Annotated in this window: 12 protein-coding genes and 1 pseudogene; 8 read left to right on the forward strand and 5 right to left on the reverse strand. The window is 73.6% G+C overall.

What is annotated here, in order from left to right; all coding sequences use genetic code 11:
* Position 1: 1 nt before the first annotated feature.
* Positions 2-1,324, reverse strand: a complete 1,323-nt coding sequence (gene nadA / locus ABD234_RS14470) for a quinolinate synthase NadA (RefSeq protein WP_344357579.1) — start codon at positions 1,322-1,324, stop codon at positions 2-4.
* 40 nt (positions 1,325-1,364) lie between these two features.
* Positions 1,365-2,051 carry an NUDIX hydrolase gene (locus ABD234_RS14475; RefSeq protein WP_038372162.1) on the reverse strand — a complete coding sequence of 229 codons (687 nt, stop codon included), beginning with the start codon at positions 2,049-2,051 and terminating at the stop codon, positions 1,365-1,367.
* Between the two features lie 207 nt (positions 2,052-2,258).
* Here ABD234_RS14475 and ABD234_RS14480 point away from each other — a divergent pair, with 207 nt between their 5' ends.
* From ABD234_RS14480 to ABD234_RS14490, 3 genes and pseudogenes are all read left to right on the forward strand, one after another.
* On the forward strand, positions 2,259-2,621 hold the full coding sequence (locus ABD234_RS14480) for an iron chaperone (RefSeq protein ID WP_344357582.1): 363 nt from the start codon (positions 2,259-2,261) through the stop codon (positions 2,619-2,621).
* A 312-nt stretch (positions 2,622-2,933) separates the two neighbouring features.
* Positions 2,934-3,877, forward strand: a pseudogene (locus tag ABD234_RS14485) (arabinan endo-1,5-alpha-L-arabinosidase).
* A 202-nt stretch (positions 3,878-4,079) separates the two neighbouring features.
* Positions 4,080-5,372, forward strand: a complete 1,293-nt coding sequence (locus ABD234_RS14490) for an MFS transporter (RefSeq protein ID WP_344357585.1) — start codon at positions 4,080-4,082, stop codon at positions 5,370-5,372.
* An 84-nt stretch (positions 5,373-5,456) separates the two neighbouring features.
* On the opposite strand, the gene ABD234_RS14495 is transcribed toward ABD234_RS14490, so the two are convergent.
* Positions 5,457-5,666: a hypothetical protein gene (locus ABD234_RS14495; RefSeq protein WP_156954107.1), complete on the reverse strand. Its 210-nt coding sequence runs from the start codon at positions 5,664-5,666 to the stop codon at positions 5,457-5,459.
* Between the two features lie 256 nt (positions 5,667-5,922).
* On the opposite strand from ABD234_RS14495, the gene ABD234_RS14500 reads away from it, so the two are divergent.
* Both ABD234_RS14500 and ABD234_RS14505 read left to right on the forward strand, forming a co-directional pair.
* Entirely contained in the window at positions 5,923-6,699 is a 777-nt protein-coding gene (locus ABD234_RS14500; RefSeq protein ID WP_038372171.1) for a phytanoyl-CoA dioxygenase family protein, read from the forward strand.
* Positions 6,696-7,637: an AraC family transcriptional regulator gene (locus ABD234_RS14505; RefSeq protein WP_344357589.1), complete on the forward strand. Its 942-nt coding sequence runs from the start codon at positions 6,696-6,698 to the stop codon at positions 7,635-7,637. Before ABD234_RS14500 ends, ABD234_RS14505 begins: the two co-directional genes overlap by 4 nt.
* A gap of 111 nt (positions 7,638-7,748) precedes the next feature.
* Here ABD234_RS14505 and ABD234_RS14510 read toward each other — a convergent pair whose 3' ends face one another.
* Positions 7,749-8,840: a hypothetical protein gene (locus ABD234_RS14510; protein ID WP_344357591.1), complete on the reverse strand. Its 1,092-nt coding sequence runs from the start codon at positions 8,838-8,840 to the stop codon at positions 7,749-7,751.
* A 39-nt stretch (positions 8,841-8,879) separates the two neighbouring features.
* Between ABD234_RS14510 and ABD234_RS14515 the strand changes: the two genes are divergently transcribed.
* On the forward strand, positions 8,880-9,905 hold the full coding sequence (locus ABD234_RS14515) for an SWIM zinc finger family protein (protein ID WP_344357594.1): 1,026 nt from the start codon (positions 8,880-8,882) through the stop codon (positions 9,903-9,905).
* On the opposite strand, the gene ABD234_RS14520 is transcribed toward ABD234_RS14515, so the two are convergent.
* Positions 9,882-10,514, reverse strand: coding sequence for a TetR/AcrR family transcriptional regulator (locus ABD234_RS14520; protein ID WP_344357597.1), 633 nt, complete (start codon positions 10,512-10,514; stop codon positions 9,882-9,884). The two genes, ABD234_RS14515 and ABD234_RS14520, sit on opposite strands and share 24 nt — an antisense overlap.
* Positions 10,515-10,600: 86 nt before the next feature.
* Here ABD234_RS14520 and ABD234_RS14525 point away from each other — a divergent pair, with 86 nt between their 5' ends.
* On the forward strand, positions 10,601-11,992 hold the full coding sequence (locus tag ABD234_RS14525; protein WP_344357600.1) for an MFS transporter: 1,392 nt from the start codon (positions 10,601-10,603) through the stop codon (positions 11,990-11,992).
* Between the two features lie 11 nt (positions 11,993-12,003).
* On the forward strand, positions 12,004-13,650 hold the full coding sequence (locus tag ABD234_RS14530; protein ID WP_344357603.1) for a sulfatase family protein: 1,647 nt from the start codon (positions 12,004-12,006) through the stop codon (positions 13,648-13,650).
* Positions 13,651-13,698 lie beyond the last annotated feature (48 nt).

Consider the following 13,698-nt stretch of genomic DNA (forward strand, 5'->3'; position numbering starts at 1 on the left):
GTCAGGCCTCCGCCCCGGTGGTCTCCCGGGCGGGAGCCGCGGAGCCGGGCTTGGCGGCGAGCATCCGCTCCAGCGCCAGGCGCGCGGGCTCGGCGACGTCGTCGGAGACGGTGATGCGGTTGATGACCTCGCCCTCCAGCAGCGACTCGAGCGCCCAGGCGAGGTATCCGGGGTGGATGCGGTACATCGTCGAGCAGGGGCACACCACCGGGTCCAGGCAGAAGATCTCGTGCTGGGGGTGCTGGGCGTTCAGGCGCTGGACGAGGTTGATCTCGGTGCCGATCGCGAAGGTCGTCGGTTCGGCGGCGCCCTCGATGGCCTTGCGGATGTAGTCGGTGGAGCCGGCCTCGTCGGCCGCGTCGACCACGGGCATCGGGCATTCGGGGTGGACGATCACGCGCACGCCCGGGTGCTCGGCGCGGGCCTTGTCGATCTGCGCGGTGGTGAAGCGCTTGTGCACCGAGCAGAAGCCGTGCCACAGCACGACCTTCGCGTCCTGGAGGGTCTGCTCGTCGTTTCCGCCGAGGGCCTTGCGCGGGTTCCACATCGGCATCTGCTCGAGGCCGATGCCCATGGCCTTGGCGGTGTTGCGGCCCAGGTGCTGGTCCGGGAAGAACAGCACCCGCTGGCCGCGCGCGAAGGCCCACTCCAGCACCGTCGCGGCGTTCGAGGAGGTGCACACGATCCCGCCGTGGCGGCCGCAGAAGCCCTTCAGCGCGGCCGAGGAGTTCATGTAGGTCACGGGGATGATCGGGACCCGCCCCTCGGCGTCGGGCTCGGTCCCGTAGATCTCGGTGAGCTGCTCCCAGCACTCCTCGACCTGGTCGATGTCGGCCATGTCGGCCATCGAGCAGCCGGCGGCGAGGTTCGGGAGGATGACGGCCTGCTCGGGGGTGGAGAGCAGATCCGCGGTCTCGGCCATGAAGTGCACGCCGCAGAAGATGATCGCCTCCGCCTCGGTGTGCGCCTTCGCGGCGTTGGCGAGCTGGAAGGAGTCGCCCACGTAGTCGGCGTACTGGACGACCTCGTCGCGCTGGTAGAAGTGGCCGAGGACCACGACCTTCTCCCCCAGCTGCGCCTTCGCGGCGCGGATGCGCGCATCGAGCTCCTCGCGGCTCGCCTCGCGGTACTGGGCGGGGATCTCGCCCTGGCGCGGGGAGGCGGCCGGGATCGGATCGGCCATCGAGGCGCCGGGGCCGTAGCCGGGGTCGCGCGCGTCGACGTCCCAGGGGGCGTCCAGCAGCTGGGTGGAGCAGGTGCTGCCGGCGGCGGCGCCGCGGGAGATGTCGCGGATGGTCAGGTCGACCGATGCGGTGGTGGTCATCGTGTCTCCTCGGGGTGGGTGGGGCGGATCGGGGCGGGGGTCAGAGGCCGGTGAGCGGGCCGTTGTCGGCGAGCTCGATGGACTCGTCGTGGCGGTACAGCTGGGCGGGGCGGTGGCGGCCGCCGGTGCGGAACTCGCCGGTGGGGACGAGCCGGCCCGACGCCTCCATCTGGCGCCGGAAGTTGGCGGGGTCGAGGGTCCTCTGGAGCACGGCCTCGTGGACGGCGCGCAGCTCGGCGAGGGTGAAGGTCTCCCCGAGGAAGGCGGCGGCGATGCGGGAGTACTCGACCTTGTTGCGCAGGCGCCACAGGGCGTACTCGACGATCAGCGCGTGGTCGAAGGCCAGCTCGGGCAGCTCGTCGGCGACGACCCAGCGCACGTTGAGGGTCTCCACGCCGGCCTCGGCCTCGTCGGCCCGCACCAGCGCCCAGTACACGACCGAGACGGTGCGCTCGGCGGCGGTCGGCGCGCGGTCCAGGCTGCCGAAGGCGTAGAGCTGCTCGAGGTAGCTCGGGGCGAGCTTCGTGGTCTCGCGCAGGTTCCGTGCGGCCGATGCGGCGAGGCCCTCGTCCGGTGCCAGCGGGCCGCCCGGCAGAGCCCATGTCCCCTGGTGAGGGGCGCGGATGCGCCGCACCAGCGGGATCCACAGGACGGGCCGGCGCGTGCGGGGGTGGGGGCGCAGCGCGAAGATCACCGTCGAGACGGCGAGCGAGACCTCATCGGCCATGTCCGGGACACCTCCACTTAAAGTCGTCGGGACCTTTACGAGTTGCGTCGACCTTAGGGTCACTGCGACCAGAAGTGGAGGGATGCCCGCGATGCTATGACGGCGGTCACAGGGTCGGTGACCTTAACTCCGGTCACCTCGGGGCCGACGAGCGGCCGGAGGCCGCCGACACGCCGCGATCGAGCCCCGCGGGACTACGCTCGGGGCATGAGCGAGAAGCCGACGAGCATCGACGCCTACCTCGCACCGCTCGCACCGGAGGTCCGCGCGGAGCTGGAGCGGATCCGCGCGCTCGTGACCCGCCTCGCGCCCGAGGTGGAGGAGTCGATCAGCTACGGGATGCCCACGCTGAGCTACCGCGGCCGCGCCCTGGTGTACTTCACGGCCTCGAAGAAGCACATGAGCTTCTACCCCTCCAGCTGGGCGATCGAGGAGCTGGGCGATCGCCTGGCGGGCTACTCGACCACCCAGCACGCGATCCGGTTCACCCTGGAGAACCCGCTGCCGGACGCACTGATCGAGGACCTCGTCCGCGCGCACCGGCGCGACATCGACGCCGACCGCCGCTGAGCGGAGATCGGGCCGCGACCGGCGCACCCGGAGAGCCTCCGCCGCCCTGCACCCGCGTATACATCGATAGAAATTCTGCCCTCCGCACCTCTTGCGCGCCGTTTACATCGATGCAAAGCTGGCGTCCGCGCGGAGTGACCGCGCTCACCTCGACGAGGAGGACCCATGGAATCACGCCCCCACGCCACCCCCGGTCGGGCACCGGTGCCCGGCACCGGACCTGCCCGCGCTTCGTCTCGCGCATCGGCCGCCTCGGCCGCGGTCGAGGCGGCCGGCGGCCTCCGCCCCGGGCGACGCACCCTCATGGCCGGGATGGCCGCCGCGGTGCTGGGCGGCCACGCCGCGCTCACCGCGCAGTCCGCCAGCGCCGCCTACCCCGGCCCCGGGATCGTCACCGGGGACGTCACCGACGTGCACGATCCGGAGATCATCCGCACGGCCGGCGGCACCTACCTGCTCCCCAGCACCGGCGACGGGATCTCGCTGCGCACCTCCACCGACCGCACGCGCTGGACCGCGGCCGGCGCCGCGTTCCCCGGCGCCACGCCCTGGGCCGATCCCTACACCGGCGGCAGCCGGCACCTGTGGGCGCCCGAGATCCACTTCGCGAACGGGCAGTTCTACCTGTGTACTCCGCCTCGAGCTTCGGGTCGAACCGCTCGGCGATCTTCGTGGCGACCAGCCCCACCGGGGCGAGCGGCACGTGGACGCACCGCGGCCTGGTCGTGGAGTCCTTCACCACCGATGATTTCAACGCGATCGACCCGGCGCTGGTCGTGGACGCCTCCGGCACCTGGTGGCTGGCGTTCGGCTCCTTCTGGGACGGGATCCGGATGATCCGCCTGAGCTCCTCGACCGGGCTGCGCTCGGGCAGCGAGATGCACACGCTGGCCAGCCGGGGCGGCGGGCCCATCGAGGCGCCGACCATCCACCGCGCCAAGAACGGCTACTACTACCTGTTCGTGTCCTTCGACTACTGCTGCCGCGGGGCGGACAGCACCTACCGCGTCATGGTGGGCCGCTCGACCTCGGTCACCGGCCCCTACCGCGACCGCGCCGGGACCTCCATGACCGCGGGCGGCGGCACCGAGATCCTCGCCGGGCAGGGCTCGATCCACGGGCCGGGCCACCAGGCCGTGCTGGCCGATGCCGACTCCGACGTGCTCTTCTACCACTACTACGACGACGCCGGCACGCCGCGCCTGGGCATCAACCTGCTGGCCTACGACTCCTCCGGCTGGCCGTACGTGCACTGAGGAGCGCCGCCGGGCCCGGCGGCGGGCGCCGAGCCCGGCGCCGCGAGCTCGTCGCCGCGCACCCGGCGTCGCCGCCGCGGGGTGTGAGGCCCATCGCCTCGCACCCCACCGGCATCGGGCGCTGAATAGGCTGGCCAGCACCGTGCGGACGAGCATCCCGGAACCCTCCCGGGCGCCTCGCGCGGCAGGAGGCGCAGCACGCATGACCACCCTCGCTCCCCCGGCGCCCACCGCGCGCCGCGCCCCGTGGCGGATCGCCTGGGCGTCGATGATCGGGACCTCGCTGGAGCAGTTCGACTTCTACCTCTACGCGTACTTCTCGGCGTTCTTCGTGGGGCCGCTGTTCTTCGAGCCGCTGGGCCCGGCCGGCGCCGCCCTCGCCTCCTTCTCGACCATCGCGGTGTCCTTCGTGATCCGGCCCGTGGGGGCGCTCGTGTTCGGGCACATGGGCGATCGCCGGGGACGCCGGGCGACGCTGCTGTGGACGGTCTCGCTGATGGGCGTCGCGACCGGACTCATCGGCCTGCTGCCCACCTATGCGCAGGCCGGCTGGCTGGGCGCGATCGGCCTGGTGCTGCTGCGCCTGGTGCAGGGCGTGAGCCTCGGCGGCGAATGGGGCGGATCGGTGCTGCTGGCGACCGAGCACGCCCGCCCCGTGCGGCGCGCCTTCTACGCCGCGATCCCCCAGCTGGGATCACCGATCGGCTCCATCCTCTCCGCGGCGGTGTTCATCGTCCTGTCGCTGACCCTGCCGGAGGCGGCCATGGCCTCCTGGGGCTGGCGCCTGCCGTTCTTCCTCGCGATCCCGCTGCTGCTGGTCTCGCTGTACCTGCGCCGCAGCATCGAGGAGACCCCGGAGTTCCTGCGGATGGCCCGCGAGGGGAGGCGGGACCGCACGCCGGTGCGGGACATGCTGCGCACCCGGCCGATGGCCCTGCTGGTGGCGATCGCCGCCGCGCAGCTGGGCATCGGCTCCTACGCGCTGATGAACACGTACACGATGAACTACGGCGCGGAGGTGCTGGGCTTCCCGTACATGCAGCTGCTGACGGCCGCGACCATCGGCGCGCTGCTGCAGCTGGTGACGGTGCCGCTGTTCGGGGCGCTCGCCGCGCGCACCGGCTCCGCGCTCGTGGTCGGGGTCGGCGCGGCCGGGACGGCGCTGATCGCCCTGCCGATGTATGCGCTGCTGGGCTCGGCGACCTTCTCCGTGCTGGTGGCGATGATGGTGATCGGCGGGATCCTGCCGACCATGTCCTGGGCCGCGCTCGGCGGCCTCATGAGCGACCTGTTCCCCGGCAGCTTCCGCACCTCGGCGCTGTCCTTCGCCTATGCGGTCGCGGCGACGGTGAGCGGCTTCGTGCCGCTGCTGACCGGAGTCCTCGGCACCGCCACCGGCCAGGCCTGGTGGCACCCGGCGGCGGTGCTCATCGCCCTGTCCCTGGTCACGCTCGCTGCGGCGATCGCGGCGGGGCGGCGCGATGCGCGGCGGTGACGCGGACGCGACGCGCTTCCCTCTCCTGACGCCAGGGGCGCCGGAGATCGCCGCCGTACCCGAGGCTCCGCCGACTGCGAGCGCTCAGTCCTCGATATAGCCGGTGACGGGGTCGACGAGTGAGATGAACTCCCGGATGTGCTCGCGGTGCCCGCTCGGCGTCATCGCGCCGCCCCCGGACACAGCGACGGAGAAGCCGTACTGGGGATCCCGGTGCGAGACCCACCGGTACGCGTAGTTCCCGGGCGACCGTTCCTCCACCTCGAATCGCTCGCCGTCCACCTCGTACAGCACGTCGGTCCCCCTGTCCTCGATGTCCCCGCAGCGCTCGGAGAAGTATTCCAGGCACCCCGACATCACGGCCGGAGCCCGTGCATGGCCCTCCGGTGCCCGCGACGACGGCCGGAACCCGTGGGACCACGGGGACGAAAAGGCGTGTCCGTCCGGCGAACATCGGCGTCCGATCCTCGCCTATCGGGCGCGCAGGGTGTTCCCTAGATTCGTGGTCGGACGGAGAACCGTTCGCCCACCGATCACGGAAGAGTCGACGATGACCACTCTCGAAGCCCGATCCCCCGACCTGGACGCTCTGGCCGACACCTACGACGAGCAGGGCTTCGTCCTGGTCAAGGGCCTGCTCACGAAGGAGGAGGCCGCCGAGTACCGCCGCCGCAGCCACGAGCTGCTGGCGGGCCTGAAGCGCGAGGACGACCCGACCTGGGGCAGCGCCGCCGAGGCCGCCATGGGGCAGATGACCAGCCTCCAGCACCTCCACGACGCCCAGTTCTACGACGCCGCCTTCACCCGCCTGCTCACGGACCCGCGGTTCACGGACGTCGCGGCGGCCGTCCTGCGCACCCCGAACGTGCAGCTGCACCACACCAAGATGTTCGTGAAGCCCCCGGAGAACGGGTCGCCGTTCCCGCCCCACCAGGACCACCCGTTCTTCCCGCACGAGAACCACAAGGTCGCCGCCGCGATCTTCCACTTCGACGATGCGCCCGATGCGAAGGGCTGCGTGCGCATCGCCCCCGGCAGCCACCGGGAGGGTCCGCGCGAGCACGACCCCGAGGGCAGCTACCACCTGCCCGACTTCCCGCAGGACCAGCTGGTCCCGCAGGAGGCGGAGGCCGGCGACGTCCTGTTCTTCACCTACCTCACGGTGCACAGCTCCGGGGTGAACGTCTCCGACGAGGCGCGCACCACCTGGCTGGTCCAGTTCCGCGACCCGGAGGACACGCTCATCGGCGACCAGCACACGCATTCGCTGGGCCAGGGCCTGATCCTCGCCGGCACCGACCCGACCGGGCGGGCCCACACCCGGTGAGCCTCGCGCAGGTCGCCCGCGCGGGCGCGATCGTCGACCTCGCCGGACTCCTGGAGACCGGCGAGGTCGACGGCGTGGGCGTGGACTTCCTCAGCTGGGGCTTCTACGCGCCCAAGCCCTGGCGCAACTGGCTGCACACCCATTCCTTCCACGAGGTGTGCCTGGCCTACGCCGGCGAGGGCACGTTCACCGTGGACGGGACGGCGCATCCGGTCACGGCCGGGGACGTGTTCATCGCCCGGCCCGGCGACGTCCACGAGATCATCTCGAGCCGCGAGGCGCCGCTGGGCATCGCCTTCTGGGGCGTGGCGCTGCAGCGGCCGATGGACCCGGGCGCCGGAGGCAGCGGCATCGGCGAGCGCGGCTGGTGGAGCGGCCTCACCCGGGCCGACGGGCCGCTGGTCTCCCGCAGCCTCGGCACCCTGCCCGAAGTCGTCGTCGCCCTCGCCGAGGAGGCCGCGACCCCGCGCTCCGGATATCGGGCACGGCTGCAGGCGCTGGGGACGATGCTCGTGCTGGAGACGGCGCGCGCCTTCGCGAGCGACGCCGATCTCGCCATCGGCGCGGTGCCGGCGGACCGCACCACCCCGGCGGTCGCCGCGATGGACCGCTACCTCGCCGACAATCTCGAGCGGCCGCTGCGGGTGCGGGACGTGGCCGCCGTCGTGCACCTGTCCGAGCGGCACGCGGCGCGGATGTTCGCCGGCCACACCGGCGTCCCGATCATGGCCCGCCTGCGCGCCCTGCGCCTGGAGCGGGCCGCGCGCCTGCTGCTGGAGACGCAGGAGCCCATCGGGCAGATCGCCCGGGCCTGCGGCTACCCGGAGATCCGCGCCTTCATCACCGCGTTCCGCCGCGCCCACGGCCAGGCGCCCGGCGCCTTCCGCCGCAACCGCGGGACCTGGCACCTGGATGCGGAGGAGGACGCGGGCAGGTGAGGAGGCGGGCCGACGTCCGCATCGTCCCCGAGAACCATGACGCCGCGCTCCCTGCGGGAGGACGGCGAGTCGCCGCCCCGGGGCGCCGACGAGGAGCACCGGGTCGAGGGCTCAGCTCCAGTCGAAGGTGAGCACCGCGGTGCGCGTCCCGGGCTCGACGAACAGGAGGATCGCATCGGCGCCCGCGCTGCGCCACGGGGTGCCGGCGGTGGCGGCGAGGAAGACGAACGGACGGCCGTCACGCAGACGCAGCACCGGCGTCACGGGATCGCTCTCGTCCAGGACGTACGCGGGCGGCGGCGGGAAGCCGGCCCAGTTGCCGTACCCGGGCTCGCCGCCCAGCTGATCGACGAGGGCGAAGTCCGTCCCCCAGCCCGCCCGCTGCTGCGAGGGATCCTCCTCGTCGCCCCAGACCAGGGCGCCCAGCCGATCCCAGCGGGCTCGGGCGCCCGCGATCTCGGCCTCCGCCTCGGCATAGTGGTCCCGCAGGCCCGGCATCGCCGCCTCGCCCCGGGCCTCGAGCCCCTCGAGCGCGAAGAGCTCGCGGGCGCCGAGGTACCGCCATCGGCCGTCGGCCTGCTGGCGCAAGGAGATCCAGTTCGTCCCGGCATGGGCATCATGATGCGCGGCGGTCTCCTCGCCCAGCAGTCCGTCGACGGGCTCGACCGGGCTCAGCAGCGGCGCGCTCCCGCTCCAGGCCGGGTCGGCCAGGCGCAGGTCGACGGACACCAGCGGGTGCAGGAGGCGCGCCAGCCACGGCTGCTCCCGCGCGAACACGTCCGCGGGATCCGGCAGGACGGTGATCCGCGGGTCCGGCGCGGTGACGCGCTCCCCCGGCGCCGGCACGCGATCACCCGGCGCCGGCGCGCGATCCGGCGAGTCGGTGCCGGCGGGATCGGGCGCGGCGGGCTCGGGCTCGGCGGCATCGGGCGCGGGACGGGGCCGCACGTCGGGGCCGGGATCCGCGGCCGAGGCGGGGCCGATGCCCCAGGCCGCCTCGAACTCCGGGGCCGGGCCGCGCACCTCCGCCTCGGCGCGGTCGAGGAGGGCGCGGGCCTCGTCCTCCGTCGCGGCGGGATGCTCGGCGACGATCGCGTGGTCGTCCAGGCGCCGGATCACGAGGTGGCCGAGGGGGCCATCGGCCGCGCCCCAGGTGGAGCGGTAGGAGACCTCGTAGAGGGTGTCGGCGGCGATCCTCGTCATGGGGTGGATGGTAGCGGGGAACAGGAGGACACTGGGGGCATGACGTGGGCGGGCATCACGGACGCCGACCTCCGCGCCGTCTCCGGCGACCTGGTCCTGCACCGGGGCCGGGAGCTCGCGGCGGACGGGGCGATGCGGGTCGAGCACCTCGACGGGTGCTCGGCGCGGGCCGTCGCGGCCGGCGCCGGCCTGATCGAGGTGGAGCTCGAGATCGGCGAGCACGGCATGCTGCTCGGGGACTGCACCTGTCCCCCGGCGCAGGACGGCAGCTTCTGCGCCCATCTGGTCGCCACCGCGATCACCTGCCGCGACCGGGCGCACCGCGGGGACCTGCCCGCCCCGCGCATCGACGGCGCGGCGTCGGCGCCGGACACCGCCCAGCTGCGCCGGTTCCTGCGGCGCCAGGACCCGGACTGGCTGGTCGACCAGCTGCTGCTGGCCGGCGAGCGCGACCCGCAGCTGCGGGCCCGCCTGCAGCTGGCCGCCGGCGGCCGTCCCGGCTGCGACCTCGACACCGCGCCGCTGCACGCCCACCTGCAGCATGCGTTCTTCATCGCGGACTTCGTCCCGCACCGGGAGGCCGGCGACCACTTCGCGCGCATCGACGAGGCCCTCGACCTGGTCGAGGCGCTGATCGAGGAGGGCCACGGCGATGCGGCGGCGCGCCTGGCCCGCGAGGGCCTGCGGCTGCTCGAGGAGAGCAGCGCCGCCGTCGAGGACCCCGACGGCGGGACCGTCCGCACCCTGCACCGCCTCGAGGACATCCACCTGCGCGCCTGCCGCGCCGCCCGCCCCGATCCCCGCGAGCTCGCCGCGACGCTGCTGGACACGGCGCTGCGCTGCGGCCTCGAGCCCTTCCGCGACGCCCCGGCCCGGTACGCCGAGGTGCTGGGCGCCGCCGGTCTCGCCCGCCTCGACGAGCTCGTGCGGCAGCGCCTCGCGCAGCTGCCCGCGCAGGAGGAGGGGACGCGCGAGGAGCGGAGCGTGCTCGAGGCGTTCGCCCGCGACCTCGAGCACGGCGCCGCATCGGACGCCGCGCCCTCAGGCCCGCGTCCCCCCAGCTGAGCGCGTGGGCTGGTCCTCCATGCCCAGCAGCCGCCGGGCCCCGGTCTCGTACACCTGCACGATGTCGACCTCCGGGGTGAGGAAGTGCTGCATCTGCAGGGAGTCGAGCAGGGCGATCAGCGCCCGGGCCGTGCCGGGGACGTCGGCGAGCGCGGGCAGGTCCCCGCGCGCGATCTCCTCGGCGAGGTGGTGCTCGAACGACGCGGCGGTCTCGCGGTAGCGCTGGACCATCCGCTCGTGGGCGGGGTGGTCCTCCGAGGCGGTCTCCGCGGTGAGGGTGACGCGCAGGCGCATCATGCCGCGGTGCTCGAGGTTGCGCTGCAGGATCATCCGGCCCCGCTCGAAGGTGGTCTGGACGCCGACGGTCTCCAGCAGCGCGGTCTGGAGCGCCTGCCAGTGGCTGAGCACGGCGAAGAGGAGCTCGACCTTGCTCGGGTAGTAGTGCAGCAGGCCCGGCACCGTCATGCCCGCGGCCGTCGCCACCTCCTGCAGGGAGCCCTCGCGGAAGCCCGACCTGCCGAAGACCTCGATCGCGGCGTCGAGGATGCGGGCCTGCCGGACCTCCCGGGAGAGGCGCTCGCGGCGGGGGCGGGGGGTCGGCTCGTCCATCCCGACAGTGTGCCATCCCTTGCTTATCTACCGAGTACTCGGTAGATTGCGGCGACCGATCCCGCCCACGACGACGTGAGGACCTCATGACCGCTCAGCATTCCCCGATGGCACCGGCCGCCATCGGCCCCGATCCCCAGGGCGCACCGCACCGCAAGCGGAACGTCACCCTGATCTCCGCCGCGATGATCACCGACTCCGCCGAGAGCGGGCTGCTCAGCGCCCTGTTCCCGGTGATCGCGGCCTCCCTGGGACTGGCCACCAGCGCCCTCGGCGTCCTGATCGCCGCCGGGCGGCTGGTCAGCGTCGTCTCCGGGCCGCTGTGGGTGTTCCTGACCCGCTACCTGGCCCGCCGCACCGTGCTCGCGATCGCCAGCGGGCTCTGGGGCGTCTGGGCGATCGTCGCCGCCTTCTCCCAGGACTTCGTGCAGCTGCTGATCCTCAACACGATCGCCGCCGCCGGCTTCACGGCCGCGCACGTGTTCCTGCCCGCGATCGTCGGCGACTCCTTCCCCGATGCCAAGCGCGGCCGCGTGATCGGCTGGGTGTACGGGGCGCTGGTGATCAGCAGCTCCCTGCTCGGCCCCCTCTTCGGCCAGCTGGCCGATGTCCCCCAGGGCTGGCGCTACGGCTATGTCGCCATCGGCGTCATCAACATCCTCGCCGGCCTGGCGATCCTGCTGTTCCTCCGCGACCCGGGCATCGGCTACATGGACGGCCGCGCCGACCAGCACCGCGCCGGCACCACCACCGCCACCGCCACCGCCACCGCCACCGCCACCGCCACCGCCACCGACGACGGTGTGAGCTGGCGGACCGTGGCATCCCTGTTCCGCCTGCCCAGCTACGTCGTGCTCATCATCAGCCGCCTGCTGTCCCCGCACCCCGTCCTCGGCGCCTTCGCCGTGGTGCTCCTGGTCGAGGCGCACGGGCTGTCCATCCAGGTGGCGACGGCGGCCTTCGCGCCCTTCGGCATCGGTTACCTGGTCGGCAACATCGTCATCGGCTACCTGGGGGACATCGCGAACCGCTTCAGCGCCGACCACGGCCGCGTCACCCTGCTGCAGCTGTCCCAGTTCGCCTTCGGCGGCCTCGCCTTCCTCGCCACCCAGGTCACCTACGACGGCGTGTGGATGTACAGCCTGTTCTTCGCGCTGATGGGCGCGTTCCAGGGCTGGAACCCGATCCTGAACCGGCCGATCGTCATGGCCATCGTCCCGCCCGAGCAGCGCGGCACCGCCTTCGGGTTCATGATCTCCATCGTGGAGTCCATCAGCTACTCGGTCCTCGCGCTGATCACCGGCTTCGTCGCCGGGGCGATCGGCACCCAGGGCGCGGTGCTGTGGACCATCGTGGCCGTGGTGCTGGTCAACGGCCTCGTCCTGACCGGCCTGCAGGTCACCTTCCGCCGGGACCGCCGCGCCCTGCTGGCGCGCACCGAGACCGCCCCCGCCGCCCAGCCCGCCCTCGCCGAGTGAGGTCCTCCCCCGTGACCCGACCCAACATCCTGTGGATCAGCACCCACGACATCAACCCGCACCTGGGCACCTACGCCGGCATCTGGCCGGGGGCCGAGCAGGCCCGCACCCCGCGCCTGGACGCCCTCGCGGCGCAGGGCGCCCGCTACGACCGCGCCTACGCGGCCGCGCCGGTGTGCGCGCCCTCCCGCTCGGCGATCATGACCGGCTGCCACCCGACCTCCATCGGCACCATGCACATGCGCTCCAACGCCGTGCTGCCCGACGAGGTGCGGCTGCTGCCGGAGATCCTGCGCGAGGCCGGGTACTACACGACCAACAACTGGTTCCGCGACTTCCAGACCGAGGCGCCGGGCACCGCCTTCGACGACGACTCCCCCGCCGCGCACTGGCGCGGCCGCCCCGAGGGCGCGCCGTTCTTCGCCGCCTTCCACGGGATGATCACCCACGAGTCCCAGGTCCACCTCGACCCGGAGGCCCTGCGAGAGGCCACGCCGCACGTGGCCGAGGCCGACCGCTGCGACCCCGCCGCCGTGCAGCTGCCGCCGTACCACCCCGACACCCCCACGTTCCGCCGCGCCTGGGCGACCTACCTCGACCTCATCACCGAGATGGACCACCAGGTCGGCGCGATCCTCGACCAGCTCGAGGAGGACGGCCTGGCCGAGAGCACCATCGTGGTGTTCTGGAGCGACCACGGCGCCGGCTTCCCCGGCCACAAGCGGTGGGCCGGCGAGGCGGGCCTGCGGGTGCCGATGATCATCCGATGGCCGGGCCGCCTGGCCCCCGGCCCGGTCACCGAGCCGGTGGGCACCTACGCCCTCGCCCCCACCATGCTGGAGATGTGCGGGCTCGACGTGCCCGCGTGGATGCAGGCCGCTCCCCTGCTGGACCGCACCGGCGCGCACCGCCCCGCGCCGGCGTGCGTGCCCGGGGCCCGCGACCGCATGGACGAGCAGGAGGACACCGTGCGCACGGTGCGCGCGGGCCGCTACCGCTACGTCCGCAACCTGCACCCGGATCGGCCGCCGATGCAGCACTGCCGGTACCCCGATGCGCTGCCCACCTGGGCCGAGCTGCGCGAGCTCGCCTTCGCCGAGGCCACCCAGCGCGGGGCCGGCGACGCGCCCGACCGGCTCACCCCCGCCCAGCGCACCCTGGTCGCCCCGCGCAAGCCCGCCGAGCTGCTCTTCGACACCGACGCCGATCCGCACGAGATGCACGACCTCGCCGCGGATCCCCGGCACGCCGAGGACCTGCAGCGACTGCGCGACCTGCTGGACGCGCACCTGGCCGAGCACGGCGACCTCGGCGCCGGCGAGGAGGCGGAGCTGCTGGAGGCCTGGCGGCCCGGCGGCCGGATCCAGCAGGTCAGCACCCCGCGGATCGACGCGGACGGCACCCTCGTCTGCGACACCCCGCACGCGCGCATCGGCTGGACGACCGCCCCGCCCGCGGCCGATCCCGCCCCGCGGCAGTCCCGGCTGATGGGCATCGCCAGCGCCGGCGCCTGGCAGCTCGCGGCGGCCTACCGGGGCGAGCGCCCCGTCTGGGTGCGGGCCTGGCGGCCCGGCTACGACCCCAGCGAGATCCTGCACCTGCCCGGCACCGCAGCGGAGCAGGACGCCGCGCAGCCCGCGCACGCCGCGCAGGCGTGACGGACCCCGGGGCCCGGACCGCCGCACAGGCGTGACGGGCCCCGGGGG

The organism is Brachybacterium phenoliresistens, from assembly GCF_039530785.1.
Lineage (GTDB): Bacteria > Actinomycetota > Actinomycetes > Actinomycetales > Dermabacteraceae > Brachybacterium > Brachybacterium phenoliresistens.